Origin of the sequence: Agarivorans sp. QJM3NY_30, from assembly GCF_050870855.2 — a bacterium.
Lineage (GTDB): Bacteria > Pseudomonadota > Gammaproteobacteria > Enterobacterales > Celerinatantimonadaceae > Agarivorans.
In genome coordinates, this window is the sequence record NZ_CP194038.2 from 4,125,668 (window position 1) to 4,142,892 (window position 17,225).

Annotated in this window: 19 protein-coding genes; 4 read left to right on the forward strand and 15 right to left on the reverse strand. The window is 42.3% G+C overall.

Features of this window, described 5'->3' with window-relative positions; translation table 11 throughout:
• Position 1 precedes the first annotated feature (1 nt).
• A complete protein-coding gene (locus tag ACRRSX_RS18585; protein WP_432451719.1) occupies positions 2-574 on the forward strand; it encodes a hypothetical protein in 573 nt (190 codons plus the stop codon).
• Positions 575-717: 143 nt separating this feature from the next.
• On the opposite strand, the gene ACRRSX_RS18590 is transcribed toward ACRRSX_RS18585, so the two are convergent.
• Together ACRRSX_RS18590 and ACRRSX_RS18595 are read right to left on the reverse strand one after the other, a co-directional pair.
• The gene (locus tag ACRRSX_RS18590; protein ID WP_432451718.1) at positions 718-891 is read right to left on the reverse strand and encodes a hypothetical protein; all 174 of its coding nucleotides are present in this window, start codon (positions 889-891) and stop codon (positions 718-720) included.
• Positions 892-1,292: 401 nt separating this feature from the next.
• Positions 1,293-2,300, reverse strand: a complete 1,008-nt coding sequence (locus ACRRSX_RS18595) for a hypothetical protein (protein ID WP_432456091.1) — start codon at positions 2,298-2,300, stop codon at positions 1,293-1,295.
• Between the two features lie 760 nt (positions 2,301-3,060).
• Between ACRRSX_RS18595 and ACRRSX_RS18600 the strand changes: the two genes are divergently transcribed.
• From ACRRSX_RS18600 to ACRRSX_RS18610, 3 genes are all read left to right on the forward strand, one after another.
• Positions 3,061-3,342 carry a pyocin activator PrtN family protein gene (locus tag ACRRSX_RS18600; protein WP_244536396.1) on the forward strand — a complete coding sequence of 94 codons (282 nt, stop codon included), beginning with the start codon at positions 3,061-3,063 and terminating at the stop codon, positions 3,340-3,342.
• On the forward strand, positions 3,318-3,500 hold the full coding sequence (locus ACRRSX_RS18605) for a hypothetical protein (RefSeq protein ID WP_432456090.1): 183 nt from the start codon (positions 3,318-3,320) through the stop codon (positions 3,498-3,500). Before ACRRSX_RS18600 ends, ACRRSX_RS18605 begins: the two co-directional genes overlap by 25 nt.
• Before the next feature lie 607 nt (positions 3,501-4,107).
• Complete coding sequence (locus ACRRSX_RS18610) at positions 4,108-4,575, forward strand: chemotaxis protein CheX (RefSeq protein WP_432456089.1); 468 nt, start codon at positions 4,108-4,110, stop codon at positions 4,573-4,575.
• A gap of 70 nt (positions 4,576-4,645) precedes the next feature.
• Here ACRRSX_RS18610 and ACRRSX_RS18615 read toward each other — a convergent pair whose 3' ends face one another.
• From ACRRSX_RS18615 to rnr, 13 genes are all read right to left on the reverse strand, one after another.
• A complete protein-coding gene (locus tag ACRRSX_RS18615) occupies positions 4,646-5,251 on the reverse strand; it encodes a peroxiredoxin C (RefSeq protein WP_432456088.1) in 606 nt (201 codons plus the stop codon).
• A gap of 169 nt (positions 5,252-5,420) precedes the next feature.
• Entirely contained in the window at positions 5,421-6,500 is a 1,080-nt protein-coding gene (alr, locus tag ACRRSX_RS18620; protein WP_432456087.1) for an alanine racemase, read from the reverse strand.
• 6 nt (positions 6,501-6,506) lie between these two features.
• A complete protein-coding gene (dnaB, locus tag ACRRSX_RS18625) occupies positions 6,507-7,925 on the reverse strand; it encodes a replicative DNA helicase (protein WP_432456086.1) in 1,419 nt (472 codons plus the stop codon).
• 133 nt (positions 7,926-8,058) lie between these two features.
• A complete protein-coding gene (locus ACRRSX_RS18630; RefSeq protein ID WP_432456085.1) occupies positions 8,059-8,352 on the reverse strand; it encodes a c-type cytochrome in 294 nt (97 codons plus the stop codon).
• Positions 8,353-8,486: 134 nt separating this feature from the next.
• The gene (locus tag ACRRSX_RS18635) at positions 8,487-9,104 is read right to left on the reverse strand and encodes an ATP-binding cassette domain-containing protein (RefSeq protein WP_432456084.1); all 618 of its coding nucleotides are present in this window, start codon (positions 9,102-9,104) and stop codon (positions 8,487-8,489) included.
• Complete coding sequence (locus ACRRSX_RS18640) at positions 9,104-10,792, reverse strand: ABC transporter permease (protein WP_432456083.1); 1,689 nt, start codon at positions 10,790-10,792, stop codon at positions 9,104-9,106. The genes ACRRSX_RS18635 and ACRRSX_RS18640 overlap by 1 nt, the downstream gene beginning before the upstream one ends.
• On the reverse strand, positions 10,789-11,964 hold the full coding sequence (locus tag ACRRSX_RS18645) for an ABC transporter substrate-binding protein (protein ID WP_432456141.1): 1,176 nt from the start codon (positions 11,962-11,964) through the stop codon (positions 10,789-10,791). The genes ACRRSX_RS18640 and ACRRSX_RS18645 overlap by 4 nt, the downstream gene beginning before the upstream one ends.
• A 258-nt stretch (positions 11,965-12,222) precedes the next feature.
• On the reverse strand, positions 12,223-12,675 hold the full coding sequence (rplI, locus tag ACRRSX_RS18650; RefSeq protein ID WP_432456082.1) for a 50S ribosomal protein L9: 453 nt from the start codon (positions 12,673-12,675) through the stop codon (positions 12,223-12,225).
• A gap of 47 nt (positions 12,676-12,722) precedes the next feature.
• A complete protein-coding gene (rpsR, locus tag ACRRSX_RS18655; RefSeq protein WP_137673721.1) occupies positions 12,723-12,950 on the reverse strand; it encodes a 30S ribosomal protein S18 in 228 nt (75 codons plus the stop codon).
• A gap of 4 nt (positions 12,951-12,954) precedes the next feature.
• The gene (gene priB, locus ACRRSX_RS18660) at positions 12,955-13,269 is read right to left on the reverse strand and encodes a primosomal replication protein N (RefSeq protein ID WP_432456081.1); all 315 of its coding nucleotides are present in this window, start codon (positions 13,267-13,269) and stop codon (positions 12,955-12,957) included.
• 5 nt (positions 13,270-13,274) lie between these two features.
• Entirely contained in the window at positions 13,275-13,706 is a 432-nt protein-coding gene (gene rpsF, locus ACRRSX_RS18665) for a 30S ribosomal protein S6 (protein WP_432456080.1), read from the reverse strand.
• Between the two features lie 195 nt (positions 13,707-13,901).
• On the reverse strand, positions 13,902-14,639 hold the full coding sequence (gene rlmB / locus ACRRSX_RS18670) for a 23S rRNA (guanosine(2251)-2'-O)-methyltransferase RlmB (RefSeq protein ID WP_432456140.1): 738 nt from the start codon (positions 14,637-14,639) through the stop codon (positions 13,902-13,904).
• Positions 14,633-17,161 (reverse strand): ribonuclease R, encoded by a 2,529-nt coding sequence (gene rnr / locus ACRRSX_RS18675; protein WP_432456079.1) that lies wholly within the window; start codon positions 17,159-17,161, stop codon positions 14,633-14,635. Before rnr ends, rlmB begins: the two co-directional genes overlap by 7 nt.
• Positions 17,162-17,225: the final 64 nt, after the last annotated feature.

Sequence of the window (17,225 nt, forward strand, 5' to 3'; positions counted from 1 at the left end):
TATGAAAGTAAAAGTTATAACAATCGCTTTGATTAGTGCCTTGGTTGGCACTGTTCAAGCCAAAGACATAGATTTTAGTTTATACGCAGAAAAATGTGTTGAGGATTATAAAGCAAACCTTGCTCTTACAGGTTCAAGCGACATAAACGGTAAGTATCTTAAACAAGTAAATTCAGAAACACTTAAGTATAAATCTATTTACTTTAAACCAGATCTAAATTTTGGAGTATATTTCAATAAGGGGTTTGGAAAAGAAATGTTAGTTTCTACTTATGATTTAGAGAATGTTGATGGTGTTTATCGTTTCTACAGTGAAAACGATAACCCATCTGGTCGTTCTGGCAAGATGTATCAACTTAAAGATCTAGGTAATGATGAATTTAGTTTTAGTATCTTTAAAAGATCAGGCGGAACTAAGATCGATGGTAAAAGAGTATCTATCTTTGAAAATCCTGTGAAGCTCAACAAATCGAAGAAAGAGCCAATTTTTGAAGCTGTTTTCAAGATTGATGAAGAAAAGGGTAAAGAATTATATAAGATTCACACACAGTTCCCAGTGTCTTGTTTAAAGTAGCTTTAAGGAGAAAAATACAGAAAATCAACGTATTATAAGCGTTGTTTTTTTTGGTTAGATAGAAAGGAGTAAGAATAAAATTTAGGCGCAAAAAATTGAACCAGATAACAAAGCTGGTTTTTAAATACCATCAGTTTTTTAATTTATGATGGTAATAAAAATGAAAATACTTTTTTCAATGTTGCATAAGCAAGAGATAGAATCCCTGCTGCTGCAAAAAACATTGCAACGCCAATCGCTAATTCTGTGCCTACTGCTGCACTAATCAAACCAATTACAGCTATAATGATTAATGGTAATTTTGTTTTTCTTTTCATAATTTTTCTCCTAAATTTAATTTATGTTCTGTTTAAAATATTTGAATTTCACAAATCTTGGATTTAAATATTTTACACATAAAACATAAATACCTTTACTGTGTGAACCTCTTAAATATAAAACAAATGCCAAGGTAATAATAATTCATTTATATGTAAATGTCAATTAATATATTATAATGATTATATATCTTATATACCTTATGTGTCTTATACATCCTATATATCTTATATATCTTATATATCTTATATATCTTATATATCTTATATATCTTATATATCTTATATATCTTATATATCTTATATATCTTATATACCTCATATATCACTAAAATTAAAACAATGCAATATCTGTAAAATTTACACTTTTTATTTTCACTTAACTTACAATGAAAAATAATTTACAATCTTAGCGATCTACCGAATTTAAGATCTTGCAAACCTTGATAATTTCCTTGTTCAATGTCTTTCATTGAATCTTTAAGCATTTTCATACCTTCTTTTTTACTCATTTTTTTACTGCTTATTGTTATAGTGATTTTTTTACCTAAGTCTTTTGCTTTAGTAAACAAATTTACAATAGCTTTTTTGATGCTTGAGAATGAGTAATGAGAGTATTTTATCCATTGGCCATTGAAATAATCGGCACTTACGAGCTTTTCATATTGCAACATTCCAGCCTTTTGAAGATTATCAAATGCACTGATAAGCACCTGATTTACATTCTTTTTAATCGCTAATGCTTCAATAAGATACTCTTGTTTAAAGAATTTATCTCTTGTTATGTTCGAGATTGATTGCGTAAGTAAAAACAATACACCTGCTGTTTTATTAGACTTAACTTTACGAAAATCATCATTCTGAACAATCGTTAATGCTTTTCCTTCAGCGTTGATATATTCGATAAATTCTTCTGAAAATTTGAACGTTAGAGTATTATCTTTGTCGCTATACTCTAGTGTTGAGAAGATAGAGAATGAGTGTGTTCTTAGTGTTTTTTTCTTACTGAAATTATACTTAGTGATTGTAATTTCTTTGTCCGCTGAAAGTTTCTCACAGAACTTCTTAGCGAATCCCTTTACTTCAGCGATAGTAACGTTAGATTTTATGCTACAAGCTCTTAGAATCGGTGATTTTGAGCCACATTCAAGCGTTATAGCTTTATCATCAGCATGGCGTATTGCTGCGTGTTGATGTGTTTTAAGACATTCACTAAAAATCAACGCATCAGATTTTAGATCAATCTTTAAACCATTAAGATCAACAATTTCGCTTCTAAAAACGTTGGATAGAGGTTTACCCATTGTTTCTTTGGTATGACCGATAAAACCGCTTGAAAGTAATGATGTAACTTGAATTAATGTTTCTTTTGAGAAACCTTTTGTGTATGAGTTGAATTGTGTAAGCATATTTTTTTCCTTTGTTTTTAGTGTTTTTATAAACTTTAAAAGAAAAATAATTACTTACTGTATTGACAAGAATCGTTTTAGATGTTTTAAATAATAGTATCTTTTTTTGTTATTAAGATACTTCTTAAAAGTCAATCGTCCAAATTGGCTTTTTCTTTTTCTGTTATGTAAATGTTTTACATCAGAAATAATATAAATCAAGTCATGATACATAAATAAATTGTTTCATGGCTTTTTTTACATCTTATTTTAAAGGCCGCTTCGCAAAGAAAATCAGAGATTTTCGGTTCTGATAAAGGATCTATACCTTCTTCACACTTCGCAATTGAACATAAGTATAAAGTTCTAAACAACCAGAAAAAGCAACTTGTTGCGTATCGGGCAACGCCCAAAATCTTTTTAATAAAATCTTACATCTTGAAATTTATTTTTCGTAATATTTGAGAATATTACCTCATCTAAATTTAAAGTATCTCTTAATGTATCTAACTATAAAGAAGGAAATTGAACAACTAGGAAAAAGATCATAAATCTGTTAAATAATCAGGAATAGTCTGTTAAATAATCAAGAAAAACCTTGTTTTAGATTCGCCCTTAAAGAACATTTAACGCCTAGATTAAGATGTTTTTCGGTGTATTTTTTAAAACAAAATCGAATATTGCTAGTTTATCATTCGTTTAGTATTATTTCTTTTGTGCAAAAAAGGAGTTTTGCGCTGCTCGAAAGAGCTTGCGCCCCAACAACAAAGGGGCAATTAAAATGAAAAAAAGTGATGAACCAACGCTAACTCACATGATTCTACTTCAGCAGTTTAACTACAGGGCTTTAATCCCAGTTGAAGAACTTGCTGAACCATACTTGAATCTTGCACGTAGAACCGCTTTGAACAGGGCTAAAACGCATTCTTTGCCTTTTCCTTGCTTCAGGGTTGGTGATACACAAAAGTCTCCGTATGTCGTAGCATTGAGCGATTTAGTCGAATTTATCGACAGAAGAATTGAAGAGGAGAGAAGCTTATGGAAAAGCTTTCAAATTGGATGATAATTCTGGGAAGGAAAGTTGTTCCTGCTTCGGCAGGTTCAGCTTTTTTTTGCTTGAAAAACGGGTTGACCCCAGATGACCCCAAAGAATCTATTGAACCGATATTGGTTAAAATTTGTAGAAGCGATGGTAAAATATATCACAATATGCAAGAATAAATAAAAACGTGCAAAAACAACAACTTAAAATAAAATTATTTTAAAAAAAATGCTTTTTGACCCCCATGTTAACCCCCAACCACAAACTCAACCACCTAAACCATTGAAATAAATATAATTTTACCACTCAATCGCACCAATCAAGCATGGGGGCAACAGAAAAGCGATGTGCGGGGTATAAGTAAACTTGGGTCATGGGCTCAACATATTAAAAAATAATTAAAACAACGACACTAAGTTATTCCCTAGCATCTAAAAGTAGGCGGTCAGGTTTGGAGCCCCCGACTGACAACAATCGGACGATTATACCCCCCTCTGAACTAACTTGGTAATGTTTGACTCTGTTACGCATCGTTTCACTGATCATAAACATCTCTCAAACAAACTTTTTCTCACCCTATAGCCAACTTAATTCGCTTGATTTTTCACTAAAAATAGCTAGTTTTCATCTATAATGGTGAGAAGACTCGTAAAGTTTTGAGTTAAAGTTGCAGCGCTTCTGATCTCATGCGATTCTTATTAAAACTACTCAAATATTGATTCGTGGCTTAGCGATGCTCTTTATCAGCAAACTAAGACCACCAGTAACAGGAGCGCATTAGCCCTTATGGACGTAAATTTTGTAAATCCTTTTCTCAGTTCTCTTCTTAATGTCCTAGAAACGATGGCTCAGTTGGAGCTAAAACCCGGAAAACCGGGGTTGAAGAAGGATGAGATTGCACGTGGTGATGTCTCGGGACTCATCGGCATGGTTGGCCAACAAACCAAAGGTTCGTTATCGATTAGTTTCGAGAAAGATCTTGCGATTGAGATCATGCGCCGCATGTTAGGCGAAGCTCCGGATTCTATCAACGAAGAAGTGACCGATATGGTTGGCGAAATTACCAATATGGTCACCGGTGGCGCGAAACGCTTGTTAGCCGATAAAGGTTACGATTTTAATATGGCGACCCCTGTCGTTGTATCCGGTCCCTCCCATACCATTACCCATAAAACTGAAGGCCCTAAAGTACTCATCCCATTCACTTCTGTTTATGGCTCAGCCACCATCGAGATATGCTTTGAAAACACTTAGTAAACCAGCCTAAGCGAATAAAAAAAGCCCACTAAAGAGTGGGCTTTTTGTTCTCGAATAAATTTTAGATTTACAAACCTTCGGCGTTCGCTGACAAATACTTAGCAACACCCTCTGGGCTCGCATCCATTGCCTCTTTACCCTGTTCCCATTGTGCAGGACAAACTTCACCATGCTCTTCATGGAAGTTTAGTGCATCAACCATACGTAGCATTTCATCGATATTACGGCCAAGCGGTAAATCATTCACTACTTGGTGACGAACTACACCCGCGGTATCAATTAAGAAAGAACCACGGAAAGCGACACCCGCTTCAGGATGTTCCACGTCATAGGCTTTACAGATCTCGTGTTTCACATCGGCAATCAATGGATATTGAACCGCACCAATACCACCATCTTCAATTGCAGTGTTACGCCAAGCGTTATGAGAAAATTGAGAATCGATAGAAACACCGATCACCTCAACACCTTTTGCTTGGAAGTCTTTAAAACGATGATCGAAAGCAATAAGTTCAGAAGGACAAACAAAAGTAAAATCTAGTGGGTAGAAGAATACAACTGCAGCTTTGCCTTTGATATGCTCACTTAAAGTAAAGCTATCAACGATCTCACCATTACCTAACACGGCAGCAGCAGTAAAATCTGGAGCAGGACGACCAACTAAAACACTCATTTCATTATTCCTTGTTAAATACGTTACTAATATTCGCTACAAATAATGCACTAATTTACTAAAATAAACGAATTTATCTAATAAATTAATTCGATTGGACTATTTTTTTAAATAAGAGCTCAATAGAGCAGCATTCAACTAATAGTCTAAAAAACATGACTTGTAAATACTATCTAACATAACTGAGTTGAACTCGAGAGCTCAGTTTGGTCACTAATTCATATGCACTGGAACCCACGGCTGCCGCAACAGTTTCTACCGGTAGTTCCGCTCCCCATAACACCACTTTATCACCGACTTGATCGCAGGCTTCAGGCCCCAAATCAACACATAACATGTCCATCGATACCCGACCAACCACAGGAACCACACGACCATTTACCCACACAGGCGTGCCATTTGGCGCACAACGTGGATAACCATCCCCATAGCCCATAGCCACAACCCCCAACTGAGTGTTCTGCTCGGCATACCAATTCGCACCATAACCAACACTTTCACCTTTCGGCTGTTCACGTACAGCGATCAATTGAGATTGCAAGGTCATTACAGCTTGTAAGTTAAAATCAGCCCCCTGGGTATCAACTTGTGGTGAAATACCATACAGCGCAATGCCAGGACGGTTCCAGTCAGCATGGGTTTGTGGCCATAACAAAATTCCCGCCGAATGAGCGATAGAACGTTCACAATCTAGTCCTGAAGACAATTCGCTAAAACTATGAATTTGTCTGCGGGTTAAAGGATGCTCTAAGTCATCAGCACAGGCTAAGTGACTGATTAATTTATAATCGGACAAAATATTCGGGCAGGCTAGGATCCGCGGCAACAGTTGCTTAAACTGTTGAGGCAAAAAGCCTAAACGATGCATTCCGGTGTCCAATTTTAACCAACAATCGAGTGCTTGCGGCAAGCTAATCTGCTCGAGTACAGCCAGTTGTTGTTCACTATGAATAACACAAGAAATATTCTGTTCAGCAAACTCTTGCGCTTGTTTTTCGTCGAAAAAACCCTCTAGAGCTAAAATTTTAGACTCGATCCCCGCAGCACGTAAAGTCAAAGCTTCTTCTGCTCGAGCCACAGCAAAGCCATCGGTCAAATCACGTAAAGCTTGAGCGACCTCGAGCATGCCATGACCATAAGCATTAGCTTTAATCACCGCTAAAATTTTACTGTGTGGCGCGCGCTGCTTTAAGACCAAAAAGTTATGTTGTAGCGCTGAGAGCGACACGAAGGCCTTTACTATATTCATAACAGCCTATTCATCATCAAAGAATTCCCCAGCCCAATTATCAAAGCGCGAAAAATGTCCCTGGAAAGTAAGAGGAACTCGGCCAATTGGGCCATTCCGTTGTTTACCGATAATAATTTCGGCCATGCCTTTATTTGCCGAGTCTTCGTGGTAGACCTCATCACGATAGATAAACATAATTAAGTCCGCATCCTGCTCGATAGAACCCGATTCACGTAAGTCGGAGTTGATCGGACGTTTATCGGCACGCTGCTCCAAACCACGGTTGAGCTGCGATAAGGCCACCACTGGCACATTCAGTTCTTTAGCGAGAGACTTGAGTGAGCGAGAAATCTCTGCAATTTCCAGAGTCCTATTTTCACTTAAGCCAGGCACCTGCATCAATTGTAGGTAATCGATCATGATCATGCTCAAACCACCAGACTCCCGGGCAACCCGACGAGCGCGAGAACGGACCTCAGTCGGGGTTAAACCCGATGAGTCATCCACATACATTTTCGACTTTTCGGCCATTAAACCCATTGTCGAAGACAAGCGAGCCCAATCATCATCGTCTAAACTACCGGTTCTGATTTTAGTTTGATCGATCCGCCCCAATGAGGCCAACATCCGCATCATAATTTGTTCTGAGGGCATCTCTAAGCTAAAAATCAACACTGGCTTATCTTGGGTCATCGCGGCATATTCACACAAGTTCATCGCGAAAGTGGTTTTACCCATGGAGGGTCGGGCCGCCACAATAATCAAATCAGAGCCTTGTAAGCCACTGGTTTTTTTATCCAAATCGGCAAAACCAGTCGAGACCCCTGTCACCCCATCATTGGGCGCTTTGTATAACTCTTCAATTCTATCGATAGTATCTGCGAGCAAACTTTTAACTTCAACGGGACCTTCATTGGCATTGGCGCGCGATTCAGCAATTTTGAATACTTTACTTTCTGCAAAATCTAATAAGTCACTACTCTTACGGCCCTGTGGTTCGTAGCAACTATCGGCAATTTCGTTGGCAACCGCAATCAACTCGCGGGTCACCGCCCGTTCTCGTACAATTTCAGCATAGGCGCGAATGTTAGCCGCACTAGGCGTATTCTTGGCAATTTCACCTAAATAGGCAAATCCACCAATATCCTCTAAATGCTCTTGACGTTCCAGCTCTTCAGAAACGGTCACTAAATCGATGGGCTGGCCAGCTTCGGCCAAACGAGTCATTGCGGCAAAAATATGCTGATGGGCGCGTTGATAAAAGTCCTGCTCAACCACCTGCTCGGCCACATTATCCCAAGCATTATTGTCTAGCATTAACCCCCCCAACACCGCCTGCTCTGCTTCAATCGAATGGGGAGGGGCTTTTAGTTGGTCAAGTTGTGAATCTTTCGGCTTTTTATCTGTATTCTTAAATCTACGAGAGAGCTCGCTGGCTGCCATAATCTATCAATGTGGTTGTTTATTACAGCCGACTATTATGCGCCAATATCAGCATCACACCAAGTAACATTTATCGGAAGTGGAGAAACAACAAAGCCAGCGTAAGGCTGGCTTTGAGATGCAAGGGCTGTACTTACATTTTTGAAAAATAGGCTGCTAATTCAGCGATCTCTGCATCATTTAGCAAAGCTGCTTGGGCTTGCATAATCGCAGCTTGCCCTCCATTACGCTGTTTCGCCTTATAGGCGTTTAGCGAAGAGATCAGATACTGCTCGTTTTGCCCCGCCAAATTAGGATACCCCGGAATAACAGCTTTACCATCCGCGCCATGACAAGCCGCACAAATCATGGCCTTAGCTGGGGCGGCATTGGCTGTTGATACGACAAATGAGAGTATCAGCGCCATTGAAAATATCAATTTATTCATTATGTTCCTCATTATTGTTATTGATGAAACCAGGACATGCCAGACGCTCTCCACAAGCTTAACCCCAGCTAAATTGAGCTTAGCAAATAATCTGAAATAGCAACAGCTTAAGCCTAACAAGCCGTGAACCAAGCTCAAAAAATTTGGAGTGCCGACGCTTGCAAGCAATCTTCTACATCATGAGTCACCACAATCGCGGGAATATTTAGCGCTTCTATTTTATCTTTCACAAACTGACGAAACTGCTGGCGAAGTGGCGTATCTAATTTACTAAAGGGCTCATCAAGTAATAATAGTTGCGGCTGTGCCAGTAAACTTCTTAACACACTGATCCGTGCGCGTTGCCCTCCAGAGAGACTGGCAACATCTCGCTGCTGATAACCCGCCATGCCAGCATCAACCAGCGCCTGCGCAATGATAGATGACGCCGAAGCTTGCTCCCGTTGAGCTAAAGCAAATTGCAGATTCTGCGCCACATTAAAATGCGGAAACAGGAGGTCATCTTGAAATAGCATTCCAACTCGGCGCTGTGCTTGCGGGAGCTTACTAATCTCCCGATTGGCCAACTGAATAGTTCCACTACAAGTAAAATTACCATCCAGCGTACCTGCTATAGCCGCCAACAAGCTCGATTTACCACAGCCACTAGGGCCCATGAGGGTGACAATTTCTCCCCGCTCCACCCTTAAGTGAAAACCACTTAACAGCACCTGTTTCGCCAAATACAAATTAAAATCATCGATTAACAACATCAGTTCTGCATTCCTCGATAGTGACGATAACGCCATTTAGGCCAAGAAATCACCGCAACATAAACTAATAAAGGTAATAAGCTCTGCCAAATGACCATCACTGCCGTCACCCTCCGGTCGCCTCCAGAAGCCAGCGCTACCGCTTCGGTCGTGAGAGTTGGCACCCGTCCTCCTCCAACAAATAAGGTGGGTAGATACTGCGCGATGCTCACTGCAAAACCAACGGCAAAAGCAAGGCCTAAAGGCTTACTCAGCATCGCCAATTTAACCCGCCAAAAACTACGCCAATAACTATGTGACAAGCTCACTGCTGCTTGCATAAAGCGAACATCAAAGCGACGATAATTATCAGCCAAAGTTAAATAAACGTAAGGTAAAACAAATAGTAAATGCGCCCATACTACCGCAAGCATCGTGCCGTCTAAACGGTATTTGAACAACTGCACCTGAACCCCAAATAAGAATACCACTTGCGGTAATAGCAGTGGCAAATACATGAGCACCGACCACCACTTAGAATATTTGAGCTGTCGCATTTGATATTCTAAGCAACCCACCACTAACAACAAACTGATGCTAGCCGAACTCAACGCGATGATCAGACTATTCAGCAACGGCTGAGATAAATAGCTCCCCGCTTGCAGCCAGTAATGTGCGCTCCATTGTGCAGGCAGGCTGTCAGGGAAGCGCCAGCGCCAAGTAAAAGACCAAATACTTAACAACAGCAAGCAACTCAGTAATAGCAGCACCAGAAATAGCAATAAGGCCCGAGCAGGCTTCACATTCGAAGCCGCTCTGCGGCGTCCTTGCATACTCAAGCGCAAATTACACCGCAGATATAATTTCTCCAATACTAACGCTAAGGCCAAACTTAAAATAACCAAGCCGAGTAACAATAAGGCTCCGGAGGTTCCCATCAATCGGCGTTCAATATCGCTATCGCTAAGCCATTGCCATATCTGCATCGCAAAAGTAGTCGGTCTACTCGGACCAATGATTTGTGCTACATCAACCACGGTTAAAGAAAATGCGAGTACCGTAAAAAACGCTAACCTCAAGCGAGGCAGTAGTTGGGGGATTAATATGCTTCGCCATAGCTGAACGGTCGAATAACCATAACTTTGGCCTAAGGCGAGACTACGTTGCACCGCAATTTGCGAGCAACTCGCCATTAACACAAACAGTAAAAAAGGTAACTCTTTCGCCCACAGAGCCAAAATTAAGCTGATTCCCCAGCTATCTTGAGTGCTTTGCCACATCGGTGGATAAGCAAAGCCAGTCAACCAAGGGGAAACAAGGCGCATCAACCAACCGCTAGGCGCCAATAAGAATAATAGCGCAATGGCTAAAGCCGCATGAGGAATGGCTAAAAATGGCGCGAGACTGCGCTCCAAAAAACGCCACCAAGAACTCCCATAACAGTGCATCGCCAACCATAATGCGGTAAACAGCGACAAGAGACTTGCCACCCAACCTGTCAGTAACGACAAACCAATCGAAGCCCATAGAGAAGGCTGAGAAAATAGTGCCTGCCACTGAGAAAGGTTCGCTTGGTTTTTTCCAGCAATCGGAAAATAATCGAAAGCTGGCAACACGGTCTCGATAAAACCAAATAACAAGGGCACTAACAATAGTCCCCCCGTCAATATAGGAAATATCGCGCTAAACTTCCCCCATCCACTTCTCATCTAGAATAACGACGTAACCACTCTGCTTCTAATAACGCAACCCAGCTTGCATGCGGCTCTGCAAGTACTTTAGCTCGATCGGCAGAACTTAAACTAGCCGGGCTTGATTGAGCCTTGGCAAACAACGCGCGCTGCGGCTTGGTCAATTTATTCAAAGACAATACGCTAGGATCTCCCCAATAAGCCAAATCGGCTTTACGCGCTTGCGCCTCTGGTGACAATAAGAAATTCGCCACCACCATCGCCGCAGCGGACGCATCACTATTGAAAGGAATCGCCAAAAAGTGAGTATTTCCCAAAGTTCCATTTTTATGAACATAACTTTCTACTGTATTCGGCAGCAATCCTTGTTTAACTGCTGCGGCAGCATCATTAGGATTAAAACTAAAAGCGATGGTTAATTCACCATCATTCAATAACTGTTGCATTTGACCACTACCGCTCGGAAAGCTCTGCCCCCCCCGCCACAATAAAGGGTGTAATTGGTCTAAATAGGCCCAAAGCGGGGCGGTGAGCGCACTAAATGTTTGCTTGTCAACCGGATGATAAAGCCGCTGAGGATCCTCAATTGTTTCTAACAGTATTTGCTTAATGAAGGTCGTCCCATAAAAGCTAGGTGGTGCGGGATAACTGAATAAACCAGGATGCACCTGTAAATAGCTTAATAAAGCTAGTGCAGAATCGGGTGCCTGATTAAGCCGCTCAGCGTCGTAGTAAAAGGTAAGTTGGGCACCGCCCCATGGGGACTCATAGCCCTCAACTGGTAGGGTAAAATCAAATTTAAGTGCTGGACTACTTTGATCGGTTAACGCCAGATTGGGTAAGCGTTGACTAAAAGGCCCATACAACAGTTGCGCCTGTTTTAAACTGCGAAAGTTCTCGCCATTCACCCAGACTAAATCAACACTGCCACCATCAATTCGGCCACTGCTTTTTTCAGCTAAAATTCGACTTACCACATTGGCGGTGTCGTTAACTTTCACATGCACCAAGTTAATCTGATAACGCTGTTTCACTTGCTCACCAGCCCAGCGAATATAAGCATTAATGTTATCGGCTCCCGCCCAGGCATTAAAGTAAACGGTTTGTCCTTTGGCCTGCTGCTCAATGTCCGACCAATTCGAATTCGCAAAACTCACTGAACTTATAAAAATAGCTACCACCAGCATCATTAACCGCACGCTCACTCTCCCTGTTATTGTGTTAAATAGCGCGATAATCACATCGCTTTATCTAGACTTCAGCCCTGAGCTGCAGCACGATGGACCCAGCCAAATCATCGCTAAGCAGTTCACAAGCAACTCGAGTTAAACTCACTAATTAAGATAACCGGAGTAATCCCTACAATCTTTCAAAACTTAATAAAATCATAGTCTAAAAACACAAAAACCGCGCCGAGGCGCGGTTTTTAATAGTCGTGGCTGAGAATTTTATTCTGCAGCGACAACTTGTAAAGCAATCGTTGCACTGACTTCACCGTGAACTTGAACAACAATGTCAAATTCACCTGTGTTGCGCAATACACCGTTAGATAAACGTACTTCTGATTTCGTTACTTCAACCCCAGCCGCAGTAATTGCGTCAGCGATATCACGAGTCCCGATAGAACCAAATAGTTTACCTTCGTCACCCGATTTTGCAGAGATAACAATAGCTTCTAGAGCATTTATTTTCTCAGCACGAGCTTCGGCTACTTTTAAAGTTTCAGCCAGTTTAGCTTCTAATTCAGCACGACGAGTTTCAAAAACTTCAACGTTTGATTTAGTAGCTGGTACAGCTTTACCTTGAGGGATCAAGAAGTTACGTGCGTAACCTGCTTTCACATTAACTTGATCACCCAAACCGCCTAAGTTAGCGATTTTGTCTAATAAAATAATTTCCATTACCTTTCCTCGAATAATCTCGGTTGAGTTAGGCTAATGCCAAAGATTTACTTATGTAAATCAGTGTATGGCAATAGAGCCAGGTAACGAGCACGCTTAATAGCACGTGCAAGTTGACGTTGGTATTTAGCGCTTGTACCAGTAATACGACTCGGTACAATTTTACCACTTTCAGTGATGTAGTTTTTCAATGTTGTAGTATCTTTATAATCAATCTCTACAACACCTTCCGCTGAAAAGCGGCAGAATTTACGACGACGGAAAAAACGTGCCATAACATTATCCTCGTGATAACAAATCAATTTCAGAAGCATGAAGTACCAATCGGTAACTACCGTTGGCCGCTTTGTGGCTATTTAAAAAGCCACTTACTTTTACCTCACACCCCATACTTATATGCGATGAATCTTGCTTCAAAATATCGCCACTTGCGACTACTGCTATTTGGCAATAGGCCTGACGAGAAAATCCAGCTTCTTGCTGCTGCGAACGATGCTCTAACCAAAATTGGCAATGAGCAACACCGGCTGGACTGGTAGAGCGTTTTGGTGCGCGAATTACCCGCCCCTGCAAAACCAACCTATTTTCAGACATTCGTCTTATTCTTCGCTAGCTGACTCTTCGTTAGCTTCAACTGCTGGAGCTTCTTCAGTTACTGCAGCTTCTTCACGACGAGCTGGACGCTCATCATCACGACGAGCTGGACGCTCATCTCTAGCTTTAGCAATTGCAGACATTTCTGTCACAGCAGCTTTAGTGCGCATGATCATGTTGCGGATAACAGCATCGTTGAAACGGAAAGCAGTTTCCAATTCATCAATAACTTCTGCGCTGGCTTCAATGTTCAAAAGAACATAGTGTGCTTTATGCAGCTTCTCGATTGGGTAAGCCAATTGACGGCGGCCCCAATCTTCCAAGCGATGGATGTTTCCGCCGTTATCATTAATAACAGCAGAATAACGTTCGATCATACCTGGAACTTGTTCGCTCTGGTCTGGGTGGACCATGAATACGATTTCGTAATGACGCATGATTGCTCCCTACGGGTTATAGCCTCGTTCATGGTACAGTCAAACCGAAGAGGCAAGGAACTAAAAATAAAATGACTGTTTTAGGGGCGCTGATTCTATGTGAAGGCGAGAATTTAATCAAGCTAAATTAAAGCCACCGTAAGATTAACTATGCGGTGGCTTTTAATCAGCTTTTATAAAAGAGCGAATTCAGGCCTAACGGCGCTGGCGAACCGCTTCAAACAAACAAATACCTGCAGCAACCGATACATTCAAACTGGATACTGCGCCTAACATCGGCAGTTTCACGAGTTCATCACAGGTTTCCCGAGTTAAGCGGCGCATACCACTCCCTTCTGCGCCCATCACTATCGCCATTGGCCCTTGCAATTTGGTATCGTAAATAAATTGCTCAGCTTCACCCGCCGTTCCCACAACCCACACTCCTAGCTGTTGTAACTCACGCAAGGTTCTAGCGAGATTAGTAACCACGACTAATGGCACGGTTTCGGCAGCACCACTGGCGACTTTACGTACCGTCGCATTTAACTGCACCGAGTTATCTTTCGGCACAATCACCCCCACAACTCCCGCGGCATCGGCGTTACGTAAACAAGCGCCTAAGTTATGCGGGTCCGTGACACCATCTAAGATTAAAAATAATGGTGCCGTCGATGATTCAACCAATGATTTAAGATCGTGCTCATTATATCCGCGACTGGCTTTCACTCGTGCCACAATACCTTGGTGCTGAGTGCTTTCGGCTTTATCGTCCAAAGCCTTACGTGGCATAAATTGCACCGACGCGCCCAAACGACGTAGCTCGTTCAGTAAAGGAAGTAAGCGTTCATCTTGGCGACCTTTTAAGGCAAAAACTTCAATAATGCGCTCGGGACTGCGTTCTAATAATGCTTGCACCGCGTGCAGGCCATAAATTACTTGTTGGCTCATGATCTGTTCTTCTGTTGTTTAGCGGCTGTGCGCTCTTGTTTTCCAGGGCGTTGCTTGCGTTTTTTCTTCGGCTTTTTACGCGGCTTCGCCTGAGACTCAGGACTTGGCTTGGCTTTTTTTGCTGCCGGATCCCGTTGCTGCCAAGGGCTAAAGCCACCTTTATTCTCCGCACTGCTATCTTGCGTACTGCTCGCGCTGGGCTGACGTCGTTTCCCTTTGTTTTTAAGGTCGCGATGCCGCGGCTTTTTACCTTTTCCTGCACGCTTACTCGTTTCGTCTTGCTCACCGGTTTTAACAAAGCGCTTACCACGCCCCCCATCTTTACCTGCACGTGTGGGGCGCTCAAATTCGTCGGCTAGACCATCTTTATTGACCAAGATAAATTCCATCTTGCGATCAGCCATATTCACCGAAGCAACCTTCACTATCAGCGAGTCACCAATACGGAAGCGCTTGCCCGTTTTTTCACCAACTAACAATTGGCGAGCTGCATCATAATGATAATAGTCACCACGTAAAGAGTTGATATGCACTAAACCGTCAATATGAAACTCGTCAAGCCGAGCAAAAAAGCCGAAACCAGTGACCGCAGCAATCGTTGCAGGCAATACTGTACCGACATGGTCAAGCATATATTCGCACTTTAAACTATCAGAGACTTCACGCGTCGCATCATCGGCACGGCGCTCGGTCATCGAACAGTTTTCTCCAAACTTGTCCATCTCATCGACTTGGTAACAATAGCCACCACTGCTCGTCCACTTATTTGTTAAAGTTTGACCAGCCGCTTCAGCAGCCTGTTTATCCACCAAATATTTAATCACTCGGTGTAATAATAAGTCAGGGTAACGACGAATTGGCGAGGTAAAGTGGGCATAAGACTTCAGAGCTAGACCAAAATGACCAATATTATCGGGCTGATATACCGCTTGCATCATCGAGCGTAATAACATGGTTTGGATCAGCTCGAGATCGGGCCGCTGTTGGATCTCGGCGACCAACTTGAAGTAGTCTTTAGGTTGAGGCTCTTCCCCACCCGCCAGTGATAGTCCTAACTCATTAAGAAAACCTTTGAAATTGGTCAGTCGCTCTTTTCCAGGACGATCGTGCACTCGATACAAAATCGGCTGTTGATGTTTCTCGACAAATTTAGCCGCCGCCACATTTGCCTGAATCATACATTCTTCGATTATCTTGTGCGCATCGTTACGCGTCAGCGGCACAATTTGTTCAATTTTACGCTGTGCATTAAAAATGAAGCGGGTTTCTTGAGTTTCTAACTCGATACCGCCGCGCTCAGCTCGGCTGATTTTTAATGCGCTATATAAACGGTGTAGCTCTTGTAAATGAGGGACTTGCTGGACATAACGTGCACTTAAGGCTTCATCACCATCGAGAATAGCGGCCACCTTGTTATAGGTGAATCGAGCATGGGAGTGCATCAGCGCCTGATAAAACTTATAGCCCGATAAGCGCCCTGCCGCCGAAATAGTCATTTCTGCCACCATGCACAAACGATCCACCTGGGGGTTTAACGAGCACAAGCCATTAGATAACAGCTCCGGCAGCATCGGGATCACCTGATCGGGGAAATAGACCGAATTCCCGCGATTGAGAGCTTCTTTATCTAAGGCTGCGTCGGGGCGAACATAATAGGATACATCGGCTATCGCCACCCATAAACGCCAGCCGCCAGATTTTTTCGCTTCACAATAAACAGCATCATCGAAATCGCGAGCATCCTCCCCATCGATGGTAACCAATGGTAACTTACGTAAATCAACCCGATTTTGTTTAGCCGCTTCATCAACTTCTTCTTCAAGCTTATTCACCGCCTTAATCACCGATTTAGGCCACTCGTGTGGTATATCGTGATTGCGCAGCGCTACCTGAACTTCCATCCCCGGCGCCATTTTGTCACCAAGAATATCAATGACTTTACCAACAGCAAGCTTCGGAGCCGAGGGACGACTCAACACTTCAATCACCACTACTTGGCCTTGACGCGCCCCGGCAGTATCATTTTTACCAATTAAAATATCTTGATTAATCCGAGGATCTTCCGGTACCACGTAACGGTGGTTGCCTTCAACAAAATAGCGCCCCACCAGTTTAAGCTTACGCAGCTTAAGCAGCTTGATGACTTGTCCTTCGCGACGACCACGCTTATCGATACTGGATGGAGCGGCCAGCACAAAGTCATTATGAAAAACCTTACGCATTTCTTTGGCCGACAAAAATAGATCCGGCCCTTCTTGAGTCGTATTCAAAAAACCAAAGCCGTCACGGTGACCAATCACCGTGCCAGTAACCAAGCCCAAACGCTCTGGCAAGGTATAAGCGCCGATCCGAGTAGTGACTAATAGGCCTTCTTCTAATAAGTGTGCCAAGGTCGCAGTGAATTGGGGTGCCTGTTCTGGCGTCACTAAAGCTTGTAACCACTCTATAGAAACGGGTGCCATTTCTTGTTCTAGCGCCGCTAATAAACTGACTTTGAGAGTGGCCGATACAGCCTGATTTTGCATTAACTAACCTGCTAAGTTGAGCAAATAAAGGGATATTCCTTATAGAATAGCCCTATGGTAATGC

Excerpts from the sequence above, each read along its gene's own strand:
- ACRRSX_RS18585 (WP_432451719.1), top strand. The coding sequence starts at position 2 with ATGAAAGTAAAAGTTATAACAATCGCTTTGATTAGTGCCTTGGTTGGC.
- ACRRSX_RS18590 (WP_432451718.1), bottom strand. The coding sequence starts at position 891 with ATGAAAAGAAAAACAAAATTACCATTAATCATTATAGCTGTAATTGGT.
- ACRRSX_RS18595 (WP_432456091.1), bottom strand. The coding sequence starts at position 2,300 with ATGCTTACACAATTCAACTCATACACAAAAGGTTTCTCAAAAGAAACA.
- ACRRSX_RS18600 (WP_244536396.1), top strand. The coding sequence starts at position 3,061 with ATGAAAAAAAGTGATGAACCAACGCTAACTCACATGATTCTACTTCAG.
- ACRRSX_RS18605 (WP_432456090.1), top strand. The coding sequence starts at position 3,318 with ATGGAAAAGCTTTCAAATTGGATGATAATTCTGGGAAGGAAAGTTGTT.
- ACRRSX_RS18610 (WP_432456089.1), top strand. The coding sequence starts at position 4,108 with ATGGACGTAAATTTTGTAAATCCTTTTCTCAGTTCTCTTCTTAATGTC.
- ACRRSX_RS18615 (WP_432456088.1), bottom strand. The coding sequence starts at position 5,251 with ATGAGTGTTTTAGTTGGTCGTCCTGCTCCAGATTTTACTGCTGCTGCC.
- alr (WP_432456087.1), bottom strand. The coding sequence starts at position 6,500 with ATGAATATAGTAAAGGCCTTCGTGTCGCTCTCAGCGCTACAACATAAC.
- dnaB (WP_432456086.1), bottom strand. The coding sequence starts at position 7,925 with ATGGCAGCCAGCGAGCTCTCTCGTAGATTTAAGAATACAGATAAAAAG.
- ACRRSX_RS18630 (WP_432456085.1), bottom strand. The coding sequence starts at position 8,352 with ATGAATAAATTGATATTTTCAATGGCGCTGATACTCTCATTTGTCGTA.
- ACRRSX_RS18635 (WP_432456084.1), bottom strand. The coding sequence starts at position 9,104 with ATGTTGTTAATCGATGATTTTAATTTGTATTTGGCGAAACAGGTGCTG.
- ACRRSX_RS18640 (WP_432456083.1), bottom strand. The coding sequence starts at position 10,792 with ATGAGAAGTGGATGGGGGAAGTTTAGCGCGATATTTCCTATATTGACG.
- ACRRSX_RS18645 (WP_432456141.1), bottom strand. The coding sequence starts at position 11,964 with ATGATGCTGGTGGTAGCTATTTTTATAAGTTCAGTGAGTTTTGCGAAT.
- rplI (WP_432456082.1), bottom strand. The coding sequence starts at position 12,675 with ATGGAAATTATTTTATTAGACAAAATCGCTAACTTAGGCGGTTTGGGT.
- rpsR (WP_137673721.1), bottom strand. The coding sequence starts at position 12,950 with ATGGCACGTTTTTTCCGTCGTCGTAAATTCTGCCGCTTTTCAGCGGAA.
- priB (WP_432456081.1), bottom strand. The coding sequence starts at position 13,269 with ATGTCTGAAAATAGGTTGGTTTTGCAGGGGCGGGTAATTCGCGCACCA.
- rpsF (WP_432456080.1), bottom strand. The coding sequence starts at position 13,706 with ATGCGTCATTACGAAATCGTATTCATGGTCCACCCAGACCAGAGCGAA.
- rnr (WP_432456079.1), bottom strand. The coding sequence starts at position 17,161 with ATGCAAAATCAGGCTGTATCGGCCACTCTCAAAGTCAGTTTATTAGCG.